This window comes from Burkholderia sp. WAC0059 (assembly GCF_002870125.1).
Lineage (GTDB): Bacteria > Pseudomonadota > Gammaproteobacteria > Burkholderiales > Burkholderiaceae > Paraburkholderia.
In genome coordinates, this window is sequence record NZ_PNEO01000004.1 from 119,886 (window position 1) to 138,348 (window position 18,463).

The following is an 18,463-nucleotide window of genomic DNA, read 5'->3' on the forward strand; positions in this document are numbered from 1 at the left end:
GCGCCGCGCGTCCGGTCAGTCTCGCGGCACCGTGTCGATAAACGACTGCCGCTGCGAGAGCTTCGCGAAGTGCCGCTCGAGGTTCGGATAGCGCTCGCGCCAGTCGAGCCCCGGCATCCGGAAGTCGAGATAGCCGAGCGCGCAACCGAGCGCGACGTCGGCGAGCGTGTAGCGGTTGCCCGCGCACCAGGTCTTGCTGCCGAACCCCTGCGACATCGCGATCAGCCCTTCGTCGATCTTGCGCTGCTGGCGCGCCAGCCAGCTTTCGCTGCGCTGCTCCGGCGCGCGCAGCACGTTTTCCAGACGCACCGCCACGGCGGCGTCGAGCACGCCGTCGGCGAGCGCCTCCCAGCAGCGCACCTCGAGACGCTCGCGCCCCGACGGCGGAATCAGCTTGCCGACCGGCGAAAGCGTATCGACGTATTCGCAGATCACGCGCGAATCGAACACCGCCTCGCCGTCCTCCATCACGAGGCACGGCACCTGGCCGAGCGGATTGAAGTCGTGGATCGAGGCCTGCTCGCCCCAGACGTCGTCGAGTTCGAACCGGTAGTCGATTTTCTTTTCGGCGAGCACGATCCGCGCCTTGCGGACGAACGGGCTGCCGAGCGAACCGATAAGTTTCATCGCACCTGCCTTTTCTGAAATCCGGCGAAAGTATACGTTGGATTCATCGAGTTCTGACGCCGGACAAATGGCGCAAGCCCGGCGCGCGCGGCGCGGCCGCAAGCCGCGAACGGCAGCGCCTTGCGGGTCTTGATTGGAAACGTTTCCTCAACCGCCGCACCCGGTAATCGTCCGCGGGCGACTTCCGCTGTTTCCCGCCCCACGGGGCTGCCGCATCCCGCCGCTGCGGCACTGAAACCCCATCCCAACCCCACCCAAACCCGACAAGCGGCCCCGGCGCTACAATCGCACGATGACCACGACGCCCTCCCTCTCCTCATCCGACTCCGCCGGCGCAAGCGCCGTCCGGAGCGGCCCCGACGGCACCGCCGATCTCTACCGGGCCCGCCGCGCGCGCGTGCTCGCCGCGCTGCGCGCGCAAGGCGGCGGCGTCGCCATCGTGCTGACCGCGCCCGAGGCGCTGCGCAACCGCGACGCCGACTATCCGTACCGGCACGACAGCTACTTCTACTACCTGACAGGCTTCACCGAGCCGCAGGCGCTGCTCGTGCTCGACGCGAACGCGAGCGGCGACGAACCGGCGTCGATCCTGTTCTGCCGCACGAAGAACGCCGAACGCGAGACCTGGGAGGGCTTTCGCTACGGTCCCGAGGCCGCCCGCGAGGCGTTCGGCTTCGACGCCGCCTTCCCGTTCGATGAAATCGACGCGCACCTGCCGCGGCTCATCGCGAACCGGCCCGCGCTGCACTACGCGCTCGGCGCCTCGTCCGCCTTCGACGCGCAGGTGCGCGGCTGGCTCGACGCGGTGCGCGCCCAGGGCCGCAGCGGCGTCACCGCGCCGCACGCGGCGTTCGACCTGCTGCCGCTGCTGGACGACATGCGGCTCGTCAAGGACGACCACGAACTCTCGGTGATGCGCCGCGCATCGCGCATCTCGGCCCTCGCCCACCGGCGCGCGATGGCCGCCTGCCGGCCCGGCGTGCACGAATACGAACTCGAGGCGGAACTGCTTTACGCGTTCCGCAAGCATGGCGCGCAGGGGCCCGCCTACAACTCGATCGTCGCGGCCGGCGCGAACGCCTGCGTGCTGCATTACCCGGCCGGCAACGCCGTGGCGCGCGCGGGCGACCTCGTGCTGATCGACGCGGCCTGCGAACTCGACGGCTATGCCTCCGACATCACGCGCACGTTCCCGGCGAGCGGGCGCTTCAGCGGTCCGCAGCGCGAGCTCTACGACATCGTGCTTGCGGCGCAGTACGCGGCCGTCGAGGCGACGCGCGCGGGCGTCGATTTCAACGCGCCCCACGACGCGGCCGTGCGCGTGCTCGCGCAGGGGTTGCTCGACACCGGCATCGTCGACCGCTCGACGTTCTCTTCGGTCGAGGACGTCGTCGCCGAGCGCGCCTACGCGCGCTTCTACATGCACCGGACCGGCCACTGGCTCGGCATGGACGTGCACGACTGCGGCGACTACCGCGAGCGCGGCACGCACGTGCCGGCGAGCGCGACGCCGCCGTGGCGCACGCTGCGCGCCTCGATGACGCTCACCGTCGAGCCCGGCCTCTACGTGCGCGCCGCGCCCGACGTGCCCGAGCAGTACTGGGACATCGGCATCCGCATCGAGGACAACGCGATCGTGACCGAAACGGGCTGCGAACTGATCACGCGCGACGTGCCCGTCGAAGCCGACGAAATCGAGGCGCTGATGCGCGACGCGCAGGCCGTTGCCGTATGACGACGACGGCCCGACGCAGCTCATCCGCATTCGGGGCGGAGCGCCAGACCGGCGCGAACGCCGCCGCTTCCGCCTCCGCCGACGACGCGAATTCGTCCCCGGCCGACGACGCGCCGTTCGACTACGACGTGACGATCGTGGGTGCCGGGCCGGTCGGCCTGGCACTCGCTGGCTGGCTCGCGAAGCGCACGGCGACGCAGTCGCTTTCGCTCGCGCTCGTGGACGCGCGAGAACCCGCCGACAGCGCCTCGGACCCGCGCGCCATCGCCGTCTCGCACGGCAGCCGCACATTGCTCGACGCGCTCGCGTGGCCGCGCGACGCGACGCCGATCGAGCGCATTCACGTCTCGCAGCGCGGCCACTTCGGCCGCACGCTGATCGACCGCGCCGATTACGGACTGACCGCGCTCGGCTACGTCGCGCGCTACGGCGCGATCGTCGAGGCGCTGGCCGCCGCCGTGCGCACCACGCCGGCCCGCTGGCTGCACGCCACGCGCGCGTTCGCGCCGGCGCCCGACGGCGAGGGCGTGACGCTGTCCGTCGAAAGCGCCGCCAGCGGCGCGCGCACACTGCGCACGCGCATCCTCGTGAATGCCGAAGGCGGCCTGTTCCGCCGCCCGCCCGCCGGGGACGACGCCATCGAGGCCGCATCCCGGCCGGCCGACGAGCGTCTCGACGACGAAACGAAACGCACGCGCGATTACGGCCAAACGGCGCTCGTCGGCGTCGTCACGGCGGCGGCACCGCGACCGCACGTCGCCTGGGAACGCTTCACGCCCGAGGGCCCGATCGCGCTCCTGCCGATGGGCGGCACGCGCGGCGCCGACTACGCGCTCGTCTGGTGCTGCGCGCCCGCCGAAGGCGCGCGCCGCGCGCAACTGTCCGACGAAGACTTCCTCGCCGAGCTCGACATCGCGTTCGGCGCGCGTATGGGCCGCTTCACGGCCGTCCGGGGCCGCGCGGCCTTCCCGCTCGGCCTGTCCGCGCTCGACACGCTCGTGAAGGGCCGCATCGTCGCGGTCGGCAACGCGGCCCAGACGCTGCATCCGGTGGCGGGCCAGGGGCTCAACCTCGGCCTGCGCGACGCCCACGCGCTCGTCGACGCGCTCGCGCAACACGGCGCGACGCCACTCGCGCTCGCCGAATTCGCGCGGCGCCGCGCGCTCGACCGGCGGCTCACGATCGGCGCGACCGACACGCTCGCGCGCCTCTTTACCGTCGATTCCCGGCCGCTCGCGACGCTGCGCGGCCTCGCGTTGACGGCGCTCGAGTTCGCGCCGCCCGTCAAGACGGCGCTCGCGCGACACATGATGTTCGGCCAGCGTCGCTGACCCGGCGCCGGCCCGCTCCAGCCCCGAATTCGCCGGCCGGACGCTCAAGTCCGCTGGCGCCATCCCGTTAACGCTAAAATACGCGTTTCCCCTTTCGTTTTCGCCACCGCGCCGCCCAGCGCGGCGGCATGGATTTCGCCCGCGCGTCATGCTCACTCTCGGCCGCCACATTCTGCGCAACAACCTGTTCGTCGCCCCGATGGCGGGCGTCACGGACCGGCCGTTCCGCCAGCTCTGCAAGCGTCTCGGCGCGGGCTACGCGGTCTCGGAGATGGTCGCCTCGAACGCGCAGCTCTGGAAGAGCGAGAAGACGATGCGGCGCGCGAACCACGCCGGCGAGGTCGAGCCGATCGCCGTGCAGATCGCGGGCGCCGACCCCGCGATGATGGCCGAGGCGGCGCGCTACAACGTCGCCAACGGCGCGCAGATCATCGACATCAACATGGGCTGCCCAGCCAAGAAGGTCTGCAACGTCGCCGCGGGCTCCGCGCTGCTGCAAAACGAGCCGCTAGTCGCGCGCATCGTCGGCGCGGTCGTGAACGCGGTCGGCGTCGGCCCCGACGCGGTGCCCGTCACGCTGAAGATCCGCACGGGCTGGAACCGCGAGAACCGCAACGCGCTCGCCGTGGCGCGCATCGCCGGGGACGCCGGCATCTCGATGCTGACCGTGCACGGCCGCACGCGCGCCGACCTCTACCACGGCGAGGCCGAATACGAGACCATCGCCGCCGTGAAGGCCGCCGCGCGCATTCCCGTCGTCGCGAACGGCGACATCGACTCGCCGCACAAGGCCCGCGACGTGCTGGCCGCCACGGGCGCCGACGCGCTCATGATCGGCCGCGCCGCCCAGGGCCGCCCCTGGCTCTTTCGCGAAATCGCGCATTTTCTCTCGACCGGCGAGCTGCTGCCGCTGCCGCGCGTCGACGAGATTCAGGCCATCATGAACGAACACCTCGAGGACCACTATGCGTTCTACGGCGAGTTTGTCGGCGTGCGCACCGCGCGCAAGCACATCGGCTGGTACACTCGCGGCCTTCGCGGCGCCCACGCGTTCCGGCACCGCATGAACACGCTGGACACCACGCGCGAACAGCTCGCCGCCGTCAACGCGTTCTTCGACGGGCAAAAGGCGTTTTCCGAGCGTCTCGTGTATCTCGACGAAACCGGCGACGACGCGCGCGGCGAGTCCGAAACCACCGATCGACTGGCAGCATGAGCAAGCACAACATCGAACAATGCGTTCGCGAGAGCCTCCGCATCTACTTCCGGGATCTCGACGGCGCCAACCCGCACGACGTCTACGACATGGTCATGTCGTGCGTCGAAAAACCGATGCTCGAGGTGGTACTCGAGCAGGCCGGCGGCAACCAGTCGCTGGCGGCCGACTACCTCGGCATCAACCGCAACACGCTGCGCAAGAAGCTGCAACAGCACGGCCTGCTGTAGCGCCCAGCTCCCCGACCCCACCGGCCTTACCGTTCCCATCATGATCAAGCAAGCGCTCATCTCCGTTTCCGACAAGTCGGGCATCGTCGATTTCGCGAAGTCGCTCTCGGCGCTCGGCGTGCGGATCCTGTCGACCGGCGGCACCGCGAAACTGCTCGCGGACGCCGGCCTTCCCGTCACCGAGGTGGCCGACTACACGGGCTTTCCGGAAATGCTCGACGGACGCGTGAAAACGCTGCATCCGAAGGTGCACGGCGGCATCCTCGCGCGCCGCGACCTGCCCGAGCACATGGCCGCGCTCGAGAAGCACGACATCCCGACCATCGACCTGCTCGTCGTGAACCTCTATCCGTTCGTGCAGACCGTCTCGAAGGACGAGTGCACGCTCGAGGACGCGATCGAGAACATCGACATCGGCGGCCCGACCATGCTGCGCTCGGCGGCGAAGAACCACCGCGACGTGACCGTGATCGTCGATCCGGCCGACTACGCCGTCGTACTGGAAGAAATGCGCGCGAACGGCAACGCGGTCGGCTACGCGACGAACTTCCGCCTCGCGACCAAGGTGTTCGCGCACACCGCGCAGTACGACGGCGCGATCACGAACTATCTGACGAGCCTCACCGGGGAGCTTCAGCACAAGTCGCGCAACGCGTATCCGGCCGTGCTGAACCTCGCGTTCGACAAGGTGCAGGACCTGCGCTACGGCGAGAACCCGCACCAGAGCGCCGCGTTCTACCGCGACCTCGCCGTGCCGGCCGGCGCGCTCGCGAACTACCGCCAGCTCCAGGGCAAGGCACTCTCGTACAACAACATCGCCGACTCCGACGCGGCCTGGGAATGCGTGAAGACGTTCGACGAGCCGGCCTGCGTCATCGTCAAGCACGCGAACCCGTGCGGCGTGGCCGTCGCCGGCGACGCGCACGACGCCTACGCGAAGGCGTTCCAGACCGACCCGACCTCGGCGTTCGGCGGCATCATCGCGTTCAACCGCGAGGTGGACGAAGCCGCGGCTCAGGCCGTCTCGAAGCAGTTCGTCGAGGTGCTGATCGCGCCGTCGTTCTCGGAAGCGGCCAAGGGCGTGTTCGCCGCGAAGCAGAACGTGCGCCTGCTCGAAATCCCGCTGGGCGCGGGCGCGAACGCGCACGACTTCAAGCGCGTGGGCGGCGGCCTGCTCGTGCAGTCGCTCGACGCGAAGAACGTGCAGCCGCACGAGCTGCGCGTCGTGACGAAGCGCCACCCGACGCCGAAGGAAATGGCCGACCTGCTGTTCGCCTGGCGCGTCGCGAAGTTCGTGAAGTCGAACGCGATCGTGTTCTGCGCGAACGGCATGACGCTCGGCGTCGGCGCGGGGCAGATGAGCCGCGTCGACTCGGCGCGGATCGCAAGCATCAAGGCGCAGAACGCAGGGCTCACGCTGGCGAGCTCGGCCGTCGCCTCGGACGCGTTCTTCCCGTTCCGCGACGGCCTCGACGTCGTGGTCGCGGCCGGCGCGACCTGTGTGATCCAGCCGGGCGGCTCGGTGCGCGACGACGAGGTGATCGCGGCCGCCGACGAGCACAACATCGCGATGGTCGTGACGGGCATCAGGCACTTCCGGCATTGAGGCGCCGGGGGCGCGGCGGCGCGCGCCGCCCGCCCGGCCCCGTCCTCGCGCGAACCGGCATACGCTCACGCGAAAAAGCCTGCCCCGCTTATTTCGGGGCAGGCTTTTTTTCTGGCCACTTCATTCGCTCCATTGCCGGGAAGTTGGGCCAGGCCGGGAGATGGCCGATTCGTTTTTCCGCCGGGTCATCGGCTCGGCCGATCGCCAATCAACGGCACTCCCCGCTTCCCTCGCCGTTCGTTGTACCATCGCAGGCAACTCCCGCCCCCCCCGGACTCCATGAGAATTCTCGGCATCGACCCCGGCCTGCGCGTGACCGGCTTCGGGGTCATCGAGCGCCACGGCCATCAGCTCAGCTACGTCGCGAGCGGCGTCATCCGGACCGCCGACGCCGATCTGCCAGCCCGGCTCGGCATCATTTTCGAGGGCATCTCGACGCTGATCCGCCAGCACGCGCCCGACCAGTCGGCCATCGAAAAAGTCTTCGTCAACGTCAATCCGCAATCGACGCTGCTGCTCGGCCAGGCGCGCGGCGCGGCGATCTGTAGCCTCGTCGCGGGCGGCGTGCCGGTCGCGGAGTACACGGCGCTGCAACTGAAGCAGGCCGTGGTCGGCTACGGCCGCGCGACCAAGGAACAGATGCAGCAGATGGTCGTGCGCCTCCTGAACCTCCAGGGCACGCCGGGCACCGACGCAGCCGACGCGCTCGGCATGGCGATCTGCCACGCGCACAGCGGCGACACGCTCGCGACGCTCGGCGGCATCGCGCCCGCGCTCGCGAAGAAAGGCCTGCGCGTGCGACGCGGGCGCCTCGTCGGCTGAGGGCCGGCGCGGGGCTCCGTCGTCGCGCTGCGCTACACTCGCGCTTTCCCCTCACTGAACCCGCCATGATCGGTCGCATCGCCGGCGTCCTGCTGGAAAAGAACCCGCCCCACCTGCTCGTCGACTGCCACGGCATCGGCTACGAGGTCGACGTGCCGATGAGCACGTTCTACAACCTGCCCGCCACGGGCGAGAAGGTCGTGCTGCTCACGCAGATGATCGTGCGCGAGGACGCGCACCTGCTCTACGGCTTCGGCACGGCGCAGGAGCGCACGACGTTCCGCGAGCTGCTGAAGATCAGCGGCATCGGCGCGCGCATGGCGCTCGCGGTACTCTCGGGCATGAGCGTGCACGACCTCTCGCAGGCGGTCACGCTGCAAGATGCGGCGCGCCTCACGCGCGTGCCCGGCATCGGCAAGAAAACCGCCGAGCGGCTGCTGCTCGAACTGAAGGGCAAGCTCGGCGCCGACCTCGGCGCGATGGCAGGCGCCGTGTCGGCGTCGGACCACGCCACCGACATCCTCAACGCGCTGCTCGCGCTCGGCTACTCGGAGAAGGAGGCGCTGGCCGCGATCAAGAACGTGCCGGCCGGCACGGGCGTGTCCGAGGGCATCAAGCAGGCGCTGAAGGTGCTGTCGAAGGCCTGACGACCGGCTACCGGCGGCGCATAGCGGGTTCATGACGGACCCGTCGCGCGCAGAGCCGCTACCCGCCCGGAGACCGGCAGTCCGCCCCGGTAGCGCCGCGGCGCTCGCCGCCCGGTTCGCCCCGCAGGGAACACGCACCGAATCCCGGCACGCCGGAAAAGGACGGCGAGGTACAATCGTCGCGTAACCAGAGGGAATCCCCGAGGGATGATCGAAACCGACAAACTCGCCGCCGATCGCGTGATCGCCCCCACGCCGGCCTCGCCGAACGAGGAAGCGTTCGAGCGCGCGCTGCGCCCCCGCCAGCTCGACGAATACGTCGGCCAAGAAAAGGTGCGCGGCCAGCTCGAAATCTTCATCGAGGCGGCGAAGCGGCGCGCCGAGCCGCTCGACCACGTGCTGCTGTTCGGGCCGCCCGGCCTCGGCAAGACCACGCTCGCGCACATCATCGCGCGAGAAATGGGGGTCAACCTGCGGCAGACCTCGGGGCCGGTGCTCGAACGCGCGGGCGACCTCGCGGCGCTGCTCACGAACCTCGAACCGAACGACGTGCTGTTCATCGACGAAATCCACCGGCTCTCGCCCGTCGTCGAGGAAATCCTGTATCCGGCGCTCGAGGACTACCAGATCGACATCATGATCGGCGAAGGGCCGGCCGCGCGCAGCGTGAAGCTCGACCTCCAGCCGTTCACGCTCGTCGGCGCGACCACGCGCGCGGGCATGCTGACCAACCCGTTGCGCGACCGCTTCGGCATCGTCGCGCGCCTCGAGTTCTACACGGCCGAGGAGCTCGCGCGCATCGTACGCCGCTCGGCGTCGCTGCTCGGCGCGCAGATCCATCCGGACGGCGCGCTCGAAATCGCGCGGCGCTCGCGCGGCACGCCGCGTATCGCGAACCGCCTGCTGCGCCGCGTGCGCGACTTCGCCGAGGTAAAGGCCGACGGCAACATCACCGCGCGCGTCGCGGACGCCGCGCTCAAGATGCTCGACGTCGATCCGGTCGGCTTCGATCTGATGGACCGCAAGCTGCTCGAGGCGATCCTGCTCAAGTTCGACGGCGGCCCGGTCGGCGTCGACAACCTCGCCGCCGCGATCGGCGAGGAGCGCGACACGATCGAGGACGTGCTCGAACCGTACCTGATCCAGCAGGGCTATCTGCAGCGCACGCCGCGCGGACGCGTCGCGACGCTGCTCACCTACCGCCATTTCGGCCTTGCCGCGCCGGACGCCCAGCCTGCCGCCGGGCGCGGCCTCTGGGACGCGGACGCGTCCTGAACCGCGAACCGCGCGCCACGCCGATGTCCGAGCATCCCGGCCGCCGCCACGACGCCCCCGAGCCGGACGGACTCGCCCAGCAGATCGCGCATCGGCTGCGCATGACGCTCGCCGACAGCGTCACGCATCTGACGACGGGCAGCGGTCCGCGCCTCGACTACTCGTCGCCGCCGGGCGACCCCGGCCTGTTCGGCCCCGAGGCCGTCTGCTGGAAAGTGCACGCCGACTTCACCTCGATGATGGCGGGCGGCATCAGCGCGCTGCTGCTGCAGGCGCTGCACCCGCTCGCGCTGGCCGGCGTCTGGGACCACTCGACCTTTCGCACCGACATTCTCGGCCGCCTGCGCCGGACCGCGACGTTCATCGCCGGCACGACCTACGGCAGCCGCGCCGATGCGCTCGCGCTGATCGAGCGCGTGAAACAGATTCATCTCGGCGTGACGGGCACGGCGCCGGACGGCCGGCCCTATCGCGCGAGCGATCCGGCACTGCTGACCTGGGTGCACGTCGCCGAGGTGTCGAGCTTTCTGACCGCGTATCTGCGTTACGTGAACCCGTCCCTGCCGGGCGCGGCGCAGGACCGGTATTACGAGGAGACGGCGCGCATCGCGCGCATGCTCGGCGCGCCCGATGCGCCGACCTCGTGCCGACAGATCGAAACCTATCTGCTCGCCATGCAGCCGGAACTCGTGGCGAGCGACCGCACGCGAGAAGTCGTGCGCATCCTGATGAACGTGCCGGCGCCGCGCGCCTCGCTGCGGCCGGCCGGCATGCTGATGCGCCACGCGGCCATCGACCTGTTGCCGCCCTGGGCGCAGCGGATGCTGGGGTTCGGGCGTTTCGCCGGCGTGCGGCACCTGCTCGTGCAGCCCGGCATCCGGACGGTCGCGCCCGTGCTGCGCTGGGCGCTCGTCAACGGCGTATCGAAGCGCGCGCGCCGCCGGGCGCTGGCCGGCGGCGGCGTCGACGCGGCCCATACCCGGCGCGCTGCCGGCCCGGCCGACATGGCGGATCTGTCCGATACGCCAGGCGCCACGCGCGAATGACGCGAACGGCGCGAATCATCCTGCCGCGCCGATCCCCCGCATGACGACCGACGCCGCGCTACCGGTCAGCGCCCGGACGCGGGCGCCCGACTGAAGCCGTCGTCGTCGCTCGCGCCGTCGAGGTGGCCGATGTCGGCCCACGAGACGATGCGCGCCTGCCCCGAGTCCTCGAAATCGATCGCGTTGATGCTGGCATTCAGCAACGGGTAGTCGCGCGGCGTTTCGAGCGCCAGCCCGCGCGCGAAGCGATAGAGGCAGTCGAGCACGCCGCCGTGCGTGAAGCAGGCGATCCGCTGTCCCCGATGAGCCGCGACGATCGTCTGCGCTGCCTGCACCACGCGCTGATAGAACGCGCGCAGCGATTCGCCCGCGGGCGGCGCGAAATCCGCTTCGCGCGCCTGCCAGCGCGCGAAACCGTCGGGAAAACGCGCGGCGACTTCCTTGTCGTCATGCCCCTGGAACGCGCCGTACAGGCGCTCGCGCAGTCCCTCCGATAGCCGCAGCGGCAGCAGGCCGAGCGCCTGCGCCGTCGGCTGCGCGGTCTGCCGCGCGCGCCCGAGATCGCTCGACCAGATCGCGTCGAGCCGCGCGCCGCGCGCGGCCTCGCCGGCCAGCCGGCTCGCGAGCTGCCGCGCCTGCTCTTCGCCGCTCGGCGAAAGCGGAATGTCGAGGTGTCCCTGAATGCGCTTGAGACGGTTCCAGGCGGTTTCGCCATGGCGGATGAACAGGATCTGGGTCGTCATGAGCGTGCGGCGCGGGCCGCCGTTCCGTGGATGGAACCGCCATTGTCGCAAAAGCGGCGCCGCAAAGGCGCCGCGCGCCGCTTTCAGCTCCGCGCCTGGAGCCAGAACGTGACGGGGCCGTCGTTGACGAGCGAGACCTGCATGTCGGCGCCGAACTCGCCGGTCTCGACGACGGGATGCTTCGCGCGGGCCGCCGCGACGAAGTAGTCGAACAGCCTTCGCCCCTCGTCGGGCGGCGCGGCCGGCGTGAAGCTCGGGCGCAGGCCGCTTGCCGTATCGGCCGCGAGCGTGAATTGCGACACGAGCAGCAGGCCGCCCGCCGTGCCCGCGCCGTCGATGTTCTGCACCGGCAGGTTCATCTTGCCCGCCGCGTCGCTGAACACGCGATAGCCGAGCACCTTCGCGAGCAGCCGGTCGGCAATCGCCCCGGTGTCGCCGCGTTCGGCACAGACGAGCGCGAGCAGACCCGCGCCGATCGCGCCCGTCACGCGCTCGCCGCCGCCCCCGGTCACGCGCACTTCCGCGCGGCGCACCCGCTGGATCAGCGCGATCACGGGCGCACCGTCGAGTCCGACGTCGCCGTCATGCGCCGAGCGTCACGCGCGCGAAGCGGCGCTTGCCGACCTGCACGACGTACTCGCCCGCCTCGACCTTGAGCCCCTTGTCGGACACGGTCGCGCCGTCGATCTTCACGCCGCCCTGCTCGACGTTGCGCAGCGCCTCGCTCGTCGACGGCGCGAGGCCCGCCTGCTTGAGCAACTGGCCGATCGCGAGCGGCGCGCCCGCGAGCGTCACCGACGGAATGTCGTCGGGCACGCCGCCTTTCGCGCGGTGGTCGAAGTCCTCGAGCGCGCGTTCGGCGTCGGCCTGCGAATGGAACCGCGCGACGATCTCCTGCGCGAGCCTCACCTTGAAGTCGCGCGGGTTGCGGCCCGCTTCCGCTTCGCGCCTGAAGCCCGCGATCTCGTCCATCGGGCGGAACGACAGCAGTTCGAAGTAACGCCACATCAGCGTGTCGGAGATGCTCATCAGCTTGCCGAACATGTCGTTCGGCTTCTCGCCGATGCCCACGTAGTTGTGCTTGGACTTCGACATCTTCTCGACGCCGTCGAGCCCTTCGAGCAGCGGCATCGTCAGGATGCACTGCTGCTCCTGGCCGTACTGCTTCTGCAGCTCGCGGCCGACGAGCAGGTTGAACTTCTGGTCCGTGCCGCCGAGTTCGAGGTCGGCGCTCAGCGCAACCGAGTCGTAGCCCTGCATCAGCGGGTAGAGGAATTCGTGGATCGAGATCGGCACGCCGCCCTGGAAGCGCTTCGTGAAGTCGTCTCGTTCGAGCATCCGCGCCACCGTGTAGCGCGAGGCGAGCTTGATCATGCCGTCCGCGCCGAGCGGCATCGACCATTCGCTGTTGTAGCGGATCTCGGTCTTCTCGCGATCGAGCACGAGCGCGGCCTGCTCGAAATAGGTCTTCGCGTTCGATTCGATCTGCTCGCGCGTGAGCGGCGGACGCGTCGCGTTGCGGCCCGACGGGTCGCCGATCAGCGACGTGAAGTCGCCGATCAGGAAGATCACCGTGTGGCCGAGATCCTGCAACTGGCGCATCTTGTTGAGCACGACCGTGTGCCCGATGTGGATGTCGGGCGCGGTCGGGTCGAGACCGAGCTTGATGCGCAGCGGCTTGCCCGTCGCCGCGCTGCGGGCGAGCTTGTGCAGAAACTCGTCCTCGATCAGCAATTCGTCCGCGCCGCGCTTCGCGACGGCGAGCGCGTGACGGACGGCGTCGGTGACGGGATAGGCGTTCGCAGCCTGGGAAGCCTGGGAAGGGGACTCGGTGCTCATGCGGGAGGGTCGTGATATTCAGGTCAGACCGCGATTTTACGTGATTCGCCCCGCCGCGCCGAGCTTTGCCGGCGGCGGGTCAACGCCGCCTCGCAACGCGCCGGCATTTTACGTCCGGACGCCATTGCGCCGATAATCGGAACGAACATCGAGGAGGAACGGCGACGTGGCGTCACGAAACACCGAAAACGAAGGGCCCGTTCACGCCGCCAACGGCGTGTATCTCGGACTGATGTCCGGCACGAGCATGGACGGCGTGGACGGCGTGGCCGTGCAGTTCGTCGAAGGCAAACCGCCGGCGGTGTTCGCCGAGGCGTTCGTGCATTTTCCCGACAGCCTGCGCGAGGCGCTCTTCGCCCTGCAACAACCCGGCGAGAACGAGGTAGAGCGCGAGGCGCTGGCCGGCAACGCGCTCGCGGCCCGCTACGCCGTCTGCTGCCACGAACTGCTGCGCGCCGGCAAGCTTTCCGCCGAGGACGTGCTCGCCGTCGGCGTGCACGGACAGACCATCCGGCACCGGCCCGAGAAGGGCTATACGCGGCAGATCCACAATCCGGCGCTGCTGGCCGAACTCACGCACCTCGACGTCGTCACCGACTTTCGCAGCCGCGACGTCGCCGCGGGCGGCCAGGGCGCGCCGCTCGTGCCGGCGTTCCACGCGACCGTGTTCGGCGCGCCGGACGAGACGCGCGTGGTCTGCAATCTGGGCGGTATCAGCAACATTACGATTCTCGCAGCCGTGGGCGGCGTGCGCGGCTTCGACTGCGGGCCGGCCAACGCGCTGACGGACCTCTGGTCGGTTCGCCATCTCGGCAAGCCGTTCGACGAGCACGGCCAGTTCGCCGCGAGCGGGCGGCCGAATCCGGCACTGCTGGACGCGCTGCTCGACGAGCCGTTCTTCACGCAAACGCCACCGAAAAGCACCGGACGCGACCTGTTCAACGCGGATTGGCTCGACGCGAAGCTGAAGGGATTCGAGACGCTGGCGCCGGCCGACGTGCAGGCGACGCTGGTCGAGCTGACGGCCGTCACGGTCGCGCGCGAAATCGGGCGCCATGCGCCGGATTGCGGGGCCGTCTACGTCTGCGGCGGCGGCGCGCGCAACCCGGTGATGATGAAGGCGCTTCAGTATGCGCTGGCGGCCGGAGGCCAGAAGGGCGTGCCCGTCATGACGACGGGGGCGCTCGGCGTGCCGCCGCATCAGGTGGAAGCGCTGGCGTTCGCGTGGCTCGCGATGCGCTGCGTCGCGCGCCAGCCCGGCAATCTGGCCGACGTGACGGGCGCGGCCGGCGAACGGGTGCTGGGCGCGATCTACCCGCGCTGACGCCGCTCGCGGCGCCCTTTGCGCAGACAATCAGGAGGAAAGCCGCACCATCGACGAAAAACGGGGCCGCTGGCCCCGTTTCTTCCGGCGGACGTGTCCCGTCAGACCGAGAACGACGAGCCGCAGCCGCAGGTCGTCGTCGCGTTCGGGTTCTTGATGACGAACTGGGCGCCGTTCAGGTCGTCCTTGTAGTCGATCTCGGCGCCGACGAGGTACTGGTAGCTCATCGAGTCGATCAGCAGCTCGACGCCGTTCTTGTTCATCACGGTGTCGTCCTCGTTGGTCGTCTCGTCGAACGTGAAGCCGTACTGGAAGCCCGAGCAGCCGCCGCCCTGCACGAACACGCGCAGCTTCAGGTCGGGATTGCCTTCTTCGTCGATCAGTTGCTTGACCTTGTCGGCCGCCGCGTCGGTGAAAACGAAGGGGCCCGGCATTTCGGTCACGGGGGTGTCGGTGACAGCGTTCATTCGAACTTCTCCAAAAGGGCTTTCAGCCAGTATTGTAGGACTGATCCCGCGATCGTGCTTTAGGCCCACTGAGCCAGGGGGTTCTCCGCGGGCGACTCGTCCGGCCCCATGACGAAAAAAGCCGCCCGTGCGCAAACGCGGGGCGGCTTTCGCGACGTATCGCGCCGCGCCGGCAAGCCGGGGCGGACGCGAAAGGCGCTTAACGCTTCGAGAACTGCTTGCGGCGGCGTGCCTTGTGGAAACCGACCTTCTTCCGTTCCACTTCGCGCGCGTCGCGCGTCACGAAACCGGCGTGCGAAAGCGCCGGCTTGAGCGTCGCGTCGTAGTCCATCAGCGCGCGGGTGATGCCGTGGCGAACCGCACCGGCCTGACCCGTTTCGCCGCCGCCCGTCACGTTGACCTTGATGTCGAACGTGCTGGCGTGGTTCGTGAGTTCGAGCGGCTGGCGCACGATCATCAGCGAGGTTTCGCGCGAGAAGTAGTCGGCGATGGGCTTGCCGTTGACGACGATGTCGCCCTTGCCGGCCTTGATGAAGACGCGGGCGACGGCGCTCTTGCGGCGGCCCGTGCCGTAATTCCAGTTACCGATCATGTGGGCTCCCCTTAGATCTCGAGCGCCTTCGGCTGTTGCGCCGAATGCGGATGCGTTGCTTCGGCGTAGACCTTCAGCTTCTTGATCATCGCGTAGCCGAGCGGGCCCTTCGGCAGCATGCCCTTGACCGCCTTCTCGAGCGCGCGGCCCGGGAAGCGTTCCTGCATCTTGCCGAACGTCGTTTCGTAGATGCCGCCCGGGTAGCCCGAGTGACGGTAGTACTTCTTGTCGGTCGTCTTGTTGCCCGTGACCTTGAGCTTGCCGGCGTTGATGACGATGATGAAATCACCGGTGTCGACGTGCGGGGTGAACTCGGGCTTGTGCTTGCCGCGCAGACGGCGTGCCACTTCGCTGGCGACACGGCCGAGAACCTTATCCGTCGCGTCAATCACGTACCATTCACGCGCCACCTCGTGGGCTTTTGCGGAAAACGTCTTCATGATCGATCCAAAAAATATGCTGTGCCCTTCTTTTTTTCCTGCTTGTTAAAAGCGCTCGACTCCGAAAGAAGCGGCGCAGCGCAGGCTCTCCCTGTTCTTCTTCCGCGGGCATGGTGCGGAAAAAGCCCTGAATTATAAAGGAAAACGCCGGGCTGGTCAAAGCCTGCGCAACGGGCCGGCTGGAGAAGGGTGAAATTGGAGCGAAAACGGGGACGAGAAGCGAAGACAAAAAGCGGGGGGATGAAAAAAAGCCCGAGCGGGCTTGCCTGCTCGGGCTTAATCCACCTTTGGAGGAGGGTGGAGGAGACATGCTGAGGTGTCCAGACCGGGAAACCCGGCCCCACCGATGAAACGGATTATAGGCCCCGGGCTTGTGCGCCGCAAGAGAATTTGCATAGCGAAATGAAAATTCACGATATGAAATTCCCAAAATCGGGAGGCCGCCGCGTGGTCCCGGATAAAGTCTTCAAGAAATGCCCCGCTGGGCGCCCCGATAGCCGCCCCGCCCTGCCGCCCGGGACCAACCCTGTTGAATTCGCCGGGTCAATCATTCCTCTGCAGCACATGGCGCGCCGCAACATGCGCCCGGTCGCAACAAGAAGTTCCCTCGAGCGGACCCCGGACATACCAGCAGGATGATGAAGGCTACAATGCAGTCTCGAAAACAGGACATTCGCTGGGGAATACGCATGGAATGCAAGGTGAGCTGGATGGGGCAGGATGGCATGGCGTTCGCCGCCGAAACGGGCAGCGGTCATCTGGTCGCCATGGACGGCGCGCCCGAAGGCGGCGGCCGCAACCTTGCGCCGCGCCCGATGGAAATGGTGCTGCTCGGCACCGGAGGCTGCACGGCCTACGACGTCGTCATGATCCTGAAGAAGAGCCGCCAGGAGATCAGCGACTGCTCGGTCACGCTGAAGGCCGACCGCGCGAGCGAAGATCCGAAGGTGTTCACGAAGATCCACTTCCACTTCACCGTGACGGGCAAAAACCTGAATCCGGCCACCGTCGAGCGGGCCGTCAACCTCTCGCACGACAAGTACTGCTCGGCGTCGATCATGCTCGCGAAGACGGCCGAGCTCACGCATTCGTTCGAGATCGTCGCCGCCTGACACCTGACGGCAGGCCGGAGGCAAACCAAAGAAAAAGCCGGCGCGGTGTGAAACCGCGCCGGCTTTTTGCATGGATACGAACGGCAAAGCGGGCCGATAAGCCGGATTCTGTGCACGCCGCGCGCCTTGCAGCGCGCGACGCGTGGCAGCCATTCCTCTAGGCGCGCCATTGCTGACGCGCTCAAGCTTCCTACCCGCAGACGAAACGGGGGCCCCGTCCTGCATCGCGAAGATGCGCGCCTGCCTACTTGGAATTGCTCCGGGTGGAGGTTACCGTGCCGGTCTGCGTCGCCGCAGCCGCGGTGCGCTCTTACCGCACCGTTTCACCCTTGCCTGATCCCGACCGAAGCCGGGCCATCGGCGGTTTGCTTTCTGTTGCCCTGTTCCGCGTGTCGCCACGGATGGCCGTTAGCCATCACCCTGCCCTGTGGAGTCCGGACTTTCCTCGCCCCCGTTGGCCGAAGCCGCCGGGGCCGCGACTGCCTGGCCCGCTTTGCGAGTGGCGATCTTAACACGCGGGGCCGCGGCCCTCGTCTGCCTCGCGAACGCGCCGTCCCGCGCGAAAAACGGCCGGATCGTCGTAAAACGCCCCGGCCTCGTTCTGCGGCCACCAGCCGGGAATGCCGAGCACGGGCAGCGGCGCGAAACGACACCCGCTCAATGCGTCCTGTTCGAGCAGTGCGGCGGAAACGGCCGCGTCGAGCCACGCGTCGCGATCGGCCTGGGGCCAGGAGAAATAGTCCGGCGGCACCTCGACCACCCACGCATGCGCCGTACAGGCCTTGAACGGCGCCATCAGCTTTTCGAGCAGCGCGTGGCCGAAGCCGCGCACCTCGCAGCGCGTCCCCCATGCGGCGCGCCCGGCGACGAACAGCGCGCCCCAATCGAAATCGCGTAAGGCTCGCGCGAGCGACGCGTCGGAGCAGGCGAACAGCACGGCGTTCTCGTCGAAGAGCGTCAGCGCGTCGCGCAACCTGCCGCGCGTCGGGCCGATGCCGAGCGCGTCGATGGCCGCCGACTGCCGCGCGTTCAGCACGTCCTTGATGCGCGGAAACGCGAACCAGACGAGCGCATTGAAGAAATCGTGGAGATTGTGCCGCGTCGGCACGCAGCCGGTAGCCGCGATGTGCACCTCGTAGGCCGAGCCCGGCGGCAGGGCCTCCTGCGCGATGAACGCGAGCGGACGGCCCCGCCCCGTAACCTGGCCCGACGCGCGCGCATCGGCGTTCAGTGCGTCGAGCAGATGTGTATGGCCCGTGAGCGCGGCCCGCTGCCAGCGCCGGCCGCGCTCGCCGAACGGCGCGAACCACGGCCGGCCCCAGTCGATGCCCGCGAAATCCACAGGCGAAATAGCCTGCCGTTTGCCGCGGGCGGGCGACGGCGTGGCGTCCATGCGTTCCGGCCGACCGTA

19 protein-coding genes and 1 other RNA gene are annotated in these 18,463 nt (G+C 68.9%); 11 read left to right on the forward strand and 9 right to left on the reverse strand.

The features are described 5' to 3' along the window. Positions 1 to 15: 15 nt before the first annotated feature. Positions 16 to 627, reverse strand: coding sequence for a glutathione S-transferase C-terminal domain-containing protein (locus tag CY652_RS05710; protein WP_102129734.1), 612 nt, complete (start codon positions 625 to 627; stop codon positions 16 to 18). Positions 628 to 919: 292 nt separating this feature from the next. Between CY652_RS05710 and CY652_RS05715 the strand changes: the two genes are divergently transcribed. The 9 genes from CY652_RS05715 (at position 920) to CY652_RS05755 (ending at position 10,535) form a co-directional block, all read left to right on the forward strand. Next, complete coding sequence (locus CY652_RS05715; protein WP_102129735.1) at positions 920 to 2,362, forward strand: aminopeptidase P N-terminal domain-containing protein; 1,443 nt, start codon at positions 920 to 922, stop codon at positions 2,360 to 2,362. After that, complete coding sequence (locus CY652_RS05720) at positions 2,359 to 3,693, forward strand: UbiH/UbiF/VisC/COQ6 family ubiquinone biosynthesis hydroxylase (protein WP_102129736.1); 1,335 nt, start codon at positions 2,359 to 2,361, stop codon at positions 3,691 to 3,693. Before CY652_RS05715 ends, CY652_RS05720 begins: the two co-directional genes overlap by 4 nt. A gap of 148 nt (positions 3,694 to 3,841) precedes the next feature. Beyond that, positions 3,842 to 4,909 (forward strand): tRNA dihydrouridine synthase DusB, encoded by a 1,068-nt coding sequence (dusB, locus tag CY652_RS05725; protein WP_102129737.1) that lies wholly within the window; start codon positions 3,842 to 3,844, stop codon positions 4,907 to 4,909. Then, complete coding sequence (locus CY652_RS05730; protein ID WP_102129738.1) at positions 4,906 to 5,139, forward strand: Fis family transcriptional regulator; 234 nt, start codon at positions 4,906 to 4,908, stop codon at positions 5,137 to 5,139. The genes dusB and CY652_RS05730 overlap by 4 nt, the downstream gene beginning before the upstream one ends. 40 nt (positions 5,140 to 5,179) lie before the next feature. After that, a complete protein-coding gene (gene purH, locus CY652_RS05735; RefSeq protein WP_102129739.1) occupies positions 5,180 to 6,745 on the forward strand; it encodes a bifunctional phosphoribosylaminoimidazolecarboxamide formyltransferase/IMP cyclohydrolase in 1,566 nt (521 codons plus the stop codon). Positions 6,746 to 7,024: 279 nt separating this feature from the next. Further along, positions 7,025 to 7,567 (forward strand): crossover junction endodeoxyribonuclease RuvC, encoded by a 543-nt coding sequence (ruvC, locus tag CY652_RS05740; protein ID WP_102129740.1) that lies wholly within the window; start codon positions 7,025 to 7,027, stop codon positions 7,565 to 7,567. 65 nt (positions 7,568 to 7,632) lie between these two features. Then, a complete protein-coding gene (gene ruvA, locus CY652_RS05745; RefSeq protein ID WP_102129741.1) occupies positions 7,633 to 8,214 on the forward strand; it encodes a Holliday junction branch migration protein RuvA in 582 nt (193 codons plus the stop codon). A 207-nt stretch (positions 8,215 to 8,421) separates the two neighbouring features. Continuing rightward, entirely contained in the window at positions 8,422 to 9,489 is a 1,068-nt protein-coding gene (gene ruvB / locus CY652_RS05750) for a Holliday junction branch migration DNA helicase RuvB (protein ID WP_102129742.1), read from the forward strand. A gap of 23 nt (positions 9,490 to 9,512) precedes the next feature. After that, positions 9,513 to 10,535 (forward strand): oxygenase MpaB family protein, encoded by a 1,023-nt coding sequence (locus CY652_RS05755; protein WP_102129743.1) that lies wholly within the window; start codon positions 9,513 to 9,515, stop codon positions 10,533 to 10,535. A 65-nt stretch (positions 10,536 to 10,600) separates the two neighbouring features. Here CY652_RS05755 and CY652_RS05760 read toward each other — a convergent pair whose 3' ends face one another. The 3 genes from CY652_RS05760 to tyrS form a co-directional block, all read right to left on the reverse strand. Beyond that, positions 10,601 to 11,278, reverse strand: a complete 678-nt coding sequence (locus CY652_RS05760) for a histidine phosphatase family protein (RefSeq protein WP_102129744.1) — start codon at positions 11,276 to 11,278, stop codon at positions 10,601 to 10,603. A gap of 83 nt (positions 11,279 to 11,361) precedes the next feature. Next, positions 11,362 to 11,832, reverse strand: a complete 471-nt coding sequence (gene dtd, locus CY652_RS05765; protein ID WP_102129745.1) for a D-aminoacyl-tRNA deacylase — start codon at positions 11,830 to 11,832, stop codon at positions 11,362 to 11,364. Between the two features lie 28 nt (positions 11,833 to 11,860). Continuing rightward, complete coding sequence (gene tyrS / locus CY652_RS05770; protein WP_102129746.1) at positions 11,861 to 13,117, reverse strand: tyrosine--tRNA ligase; 1,257 nt, start codon at positions 13,115 to 13,117, stop codon at positions 11,861 to 11,863. 166 nt (positions 13,118 to 13,283) lie between these two features. Between tyrS and CY652_RS05775 the strand changes: the two genes are divergently transcribed. Then, positions 13,284 to 14,441 (forward strand): anhydro-N-acetylmuramic acid kinase, encoded by a 1,158-nt coding sequence (locus CY652_RS05775; RefSeq protein WP_308410374.1) that lies wholly within the window; start codon positions 13,284 to 13,286, stop codon positions 14,439 to 14,441. Between the two features lie 101 nt (positions 14,442 to 14,542). On the opposite strand, the gene erpA is transcribed toward CY652_RS05775, so the two are convergent. The 3 genes from erpA to rplM form a co-directional block, all read right to left on the reverse strand. Then, on the reverse strand, positions 14,543 to 14,908 hold the full coding sequence (gene erpA / locus CY652_RS05780) for an iron-sulfur cluster insertion protein ErpA (protein WP_102129747.1): 366 nt from the start codon (positions 14,906 to 14,908) through the stop codon (positions 14,543 to 14,545). A gap of 199 nt (positions 14,909 to 15,107) precedes the next feature. After that, complete coding sequence (rpsI, locus tag CY652_RS05785) at positions 15,108 to 15,500, reverse strand: 30S ribosomal protein S9 (protein WP_102129748.1); 393 nt, start codon at positions 15,498 to 15,500, stop codon at positions 15,108 to 15,110. Positions 15,501 to 15,511: 11 nt separating this feature from the next. Further along, positions 15,512 to 15,940, reverse strand: a complete 429-nt coding sequence (gene rplM, locus CY652_RS05790; protein ID WP_102129749.1) for a 50S ribosomal protein L13 — start codon at positions 15,938 to 15,940, stop codon at positions 15,512 to 15,514. Between the two features lie 689 nt (positions 15,941 to 16,629). On the opposite strand from rplM, the gene CY652_RS05795 reads away from it, so the two are divergent. Continuing rightward, positions 16,630 to 17,052 (forward strand): OsmC family protein, encoded by a 423-nt coding sequence (locus CY652_RS05795; protein ID WP_102129750.1) that lies wholly within the window; start codon positions 16,630 to 16,632, stop codon positions 17,050 to 17,052. 81 nt (positions 17,053 to 17,133) lie between these two features. Here the strand turns inward: CY652_RS05795 and rnpB are convergent. Both rnpB and CY652_RS05805 read right to left on the reverse strand, forming a co-directional pair. Then, positions 17,134 to 17,547: RNase P RNA component class A (gene rnpB / locus CY652_RS05800), an RNA gene on the reverse strand. Between the two features lie 13 nt (positions 17,548 to 17,560). Next, positions 17,561 to 18,445: a DUF3025 domain-containing protein gene (locus tag CY652_RS05805; protein ID WP_102129751.1), complete on the reverse strand. Its 885-nt coding sequence runs from the start codon at positions 18,443 to 18,445 to the stop codon at positions 17,561 to 17,563. Positions 18,446 to 18,463: the final 18 nt, after the last annotated feature.

Bases quoted from the DNA above. Each gene is read 5' to 3' on its own strand.
- CY652_RS05710 (WP_102129734.1), bottom strand. From the start codon at position 627: ATGAAACTTATCGGTTCGCTCGGCAGCCCGTTCGTCCGCAAGGCGCGG.
- CY652_RS05715 (WP_102129735.1), top strand. From the start codon at position 920: ATGACCACGACGCCCTCCCTCTCCTCATCCGACTCCGCCGGCGCAAGC.
- CY652_RS05720 (WP_102129736.1), top strand. From the start codon at position 2,359: ATGACGACGACGGCCCGACGCAGCTCATCCGCATTCGGGGCGGAGCGC.
- dusB (WP_102129737.1), top strand. From the start codon at position 3,842: ATGCTCACTCTCGGCCGCCACATTCTGCGCAACAACCTGTTCGTCGCC.
- CY652_RS05730 (WP_102129738.1), top strand. From the start codon at position 4,906: ATGAGCAAGCACAACATCGAACAATGCGTTCGCGAGAGCCTCCGCATC.
- purH (WP_102129739.1), top strand. From the start codon at position 5,180: ATGATCAAGCAAGCGCTCATCTCCGTTTCCGACAAGTCGGGCATCGTC.
- ruvC (WP_102129740.1), top strand. From the start codon at position 7,025: ATGAGAATTCTCGGCATCGACCCCGGCCTGCGCGTGACCGGCTTCGGG.
- ruvA (WP_102129741.1), top strand. From the start codon at position 7,633: ATGATCGGTCGCATCGCCGGCGTCCTGCTGGAAAAGAACCCGCCCCAC.
- ruvB (WP_102129742.1), top strand. From the start codon at position 8,422: ATGATCGAAACCGACAAACTCGCCGCCGATCGCGTGATCGCCCCCACG.
- CY652_RS05755 (WP_102129743.1), top strand. From the start codon at position 9,513: ATGTCCGAGCATCCCGGCCGCCGCCACGACGCCCCCGAGCCGGACGGA.
- CY652_RS05760 (WP_102129744.1), bottom strand. From the start codon at position 11,278: ATGACGACCCAGATCCTGTTCATCCGCCATGGCGAAACCGCCTGGAAC.
- tyrS (WP_102129746.1), bottom strand. From the start codon at position 13,117: ATGAGCACCGAGTCCCCTTCCCAGGCTTCCCAGGCTGCGAACGCCTAT.
- erpA (WP_102129747.1), bottom strand. From the start codon at position 14,908: ATGAACGCTGTCACCGACACCCCCGTGACCGAAATGCCGGGCCCCTTC.
- rpsI (WP_102129748.1), bottom strand. From the start codon at position 15,500: ATGATCGGTAACTGGAATTACGGCACGGGCCGCCGCAAGAGCGCCGTC.
- rplM (WP_102129749.1), bottom strand. From the start codon at position 15,940: ATGAAGACGTTTTCCGCAAAAGCCCACGAGGTGGCGCGTGAATGGTAC.
- CY652_RS05795 (WP_102129750.1), top strand. From the start codon at position 16,630: ATGGAATGCAAGGTGAGCTGGATGGGGCAGGATGGCATGGCGTTCGCC.
- CY652_RS05805 (WP_102129751.1), bottom strand. From the start codon at position 18,445: ATGGACGCCACGCCGTCGCCCGCCCGCGGCAAACGGCAGGCTATTTCG.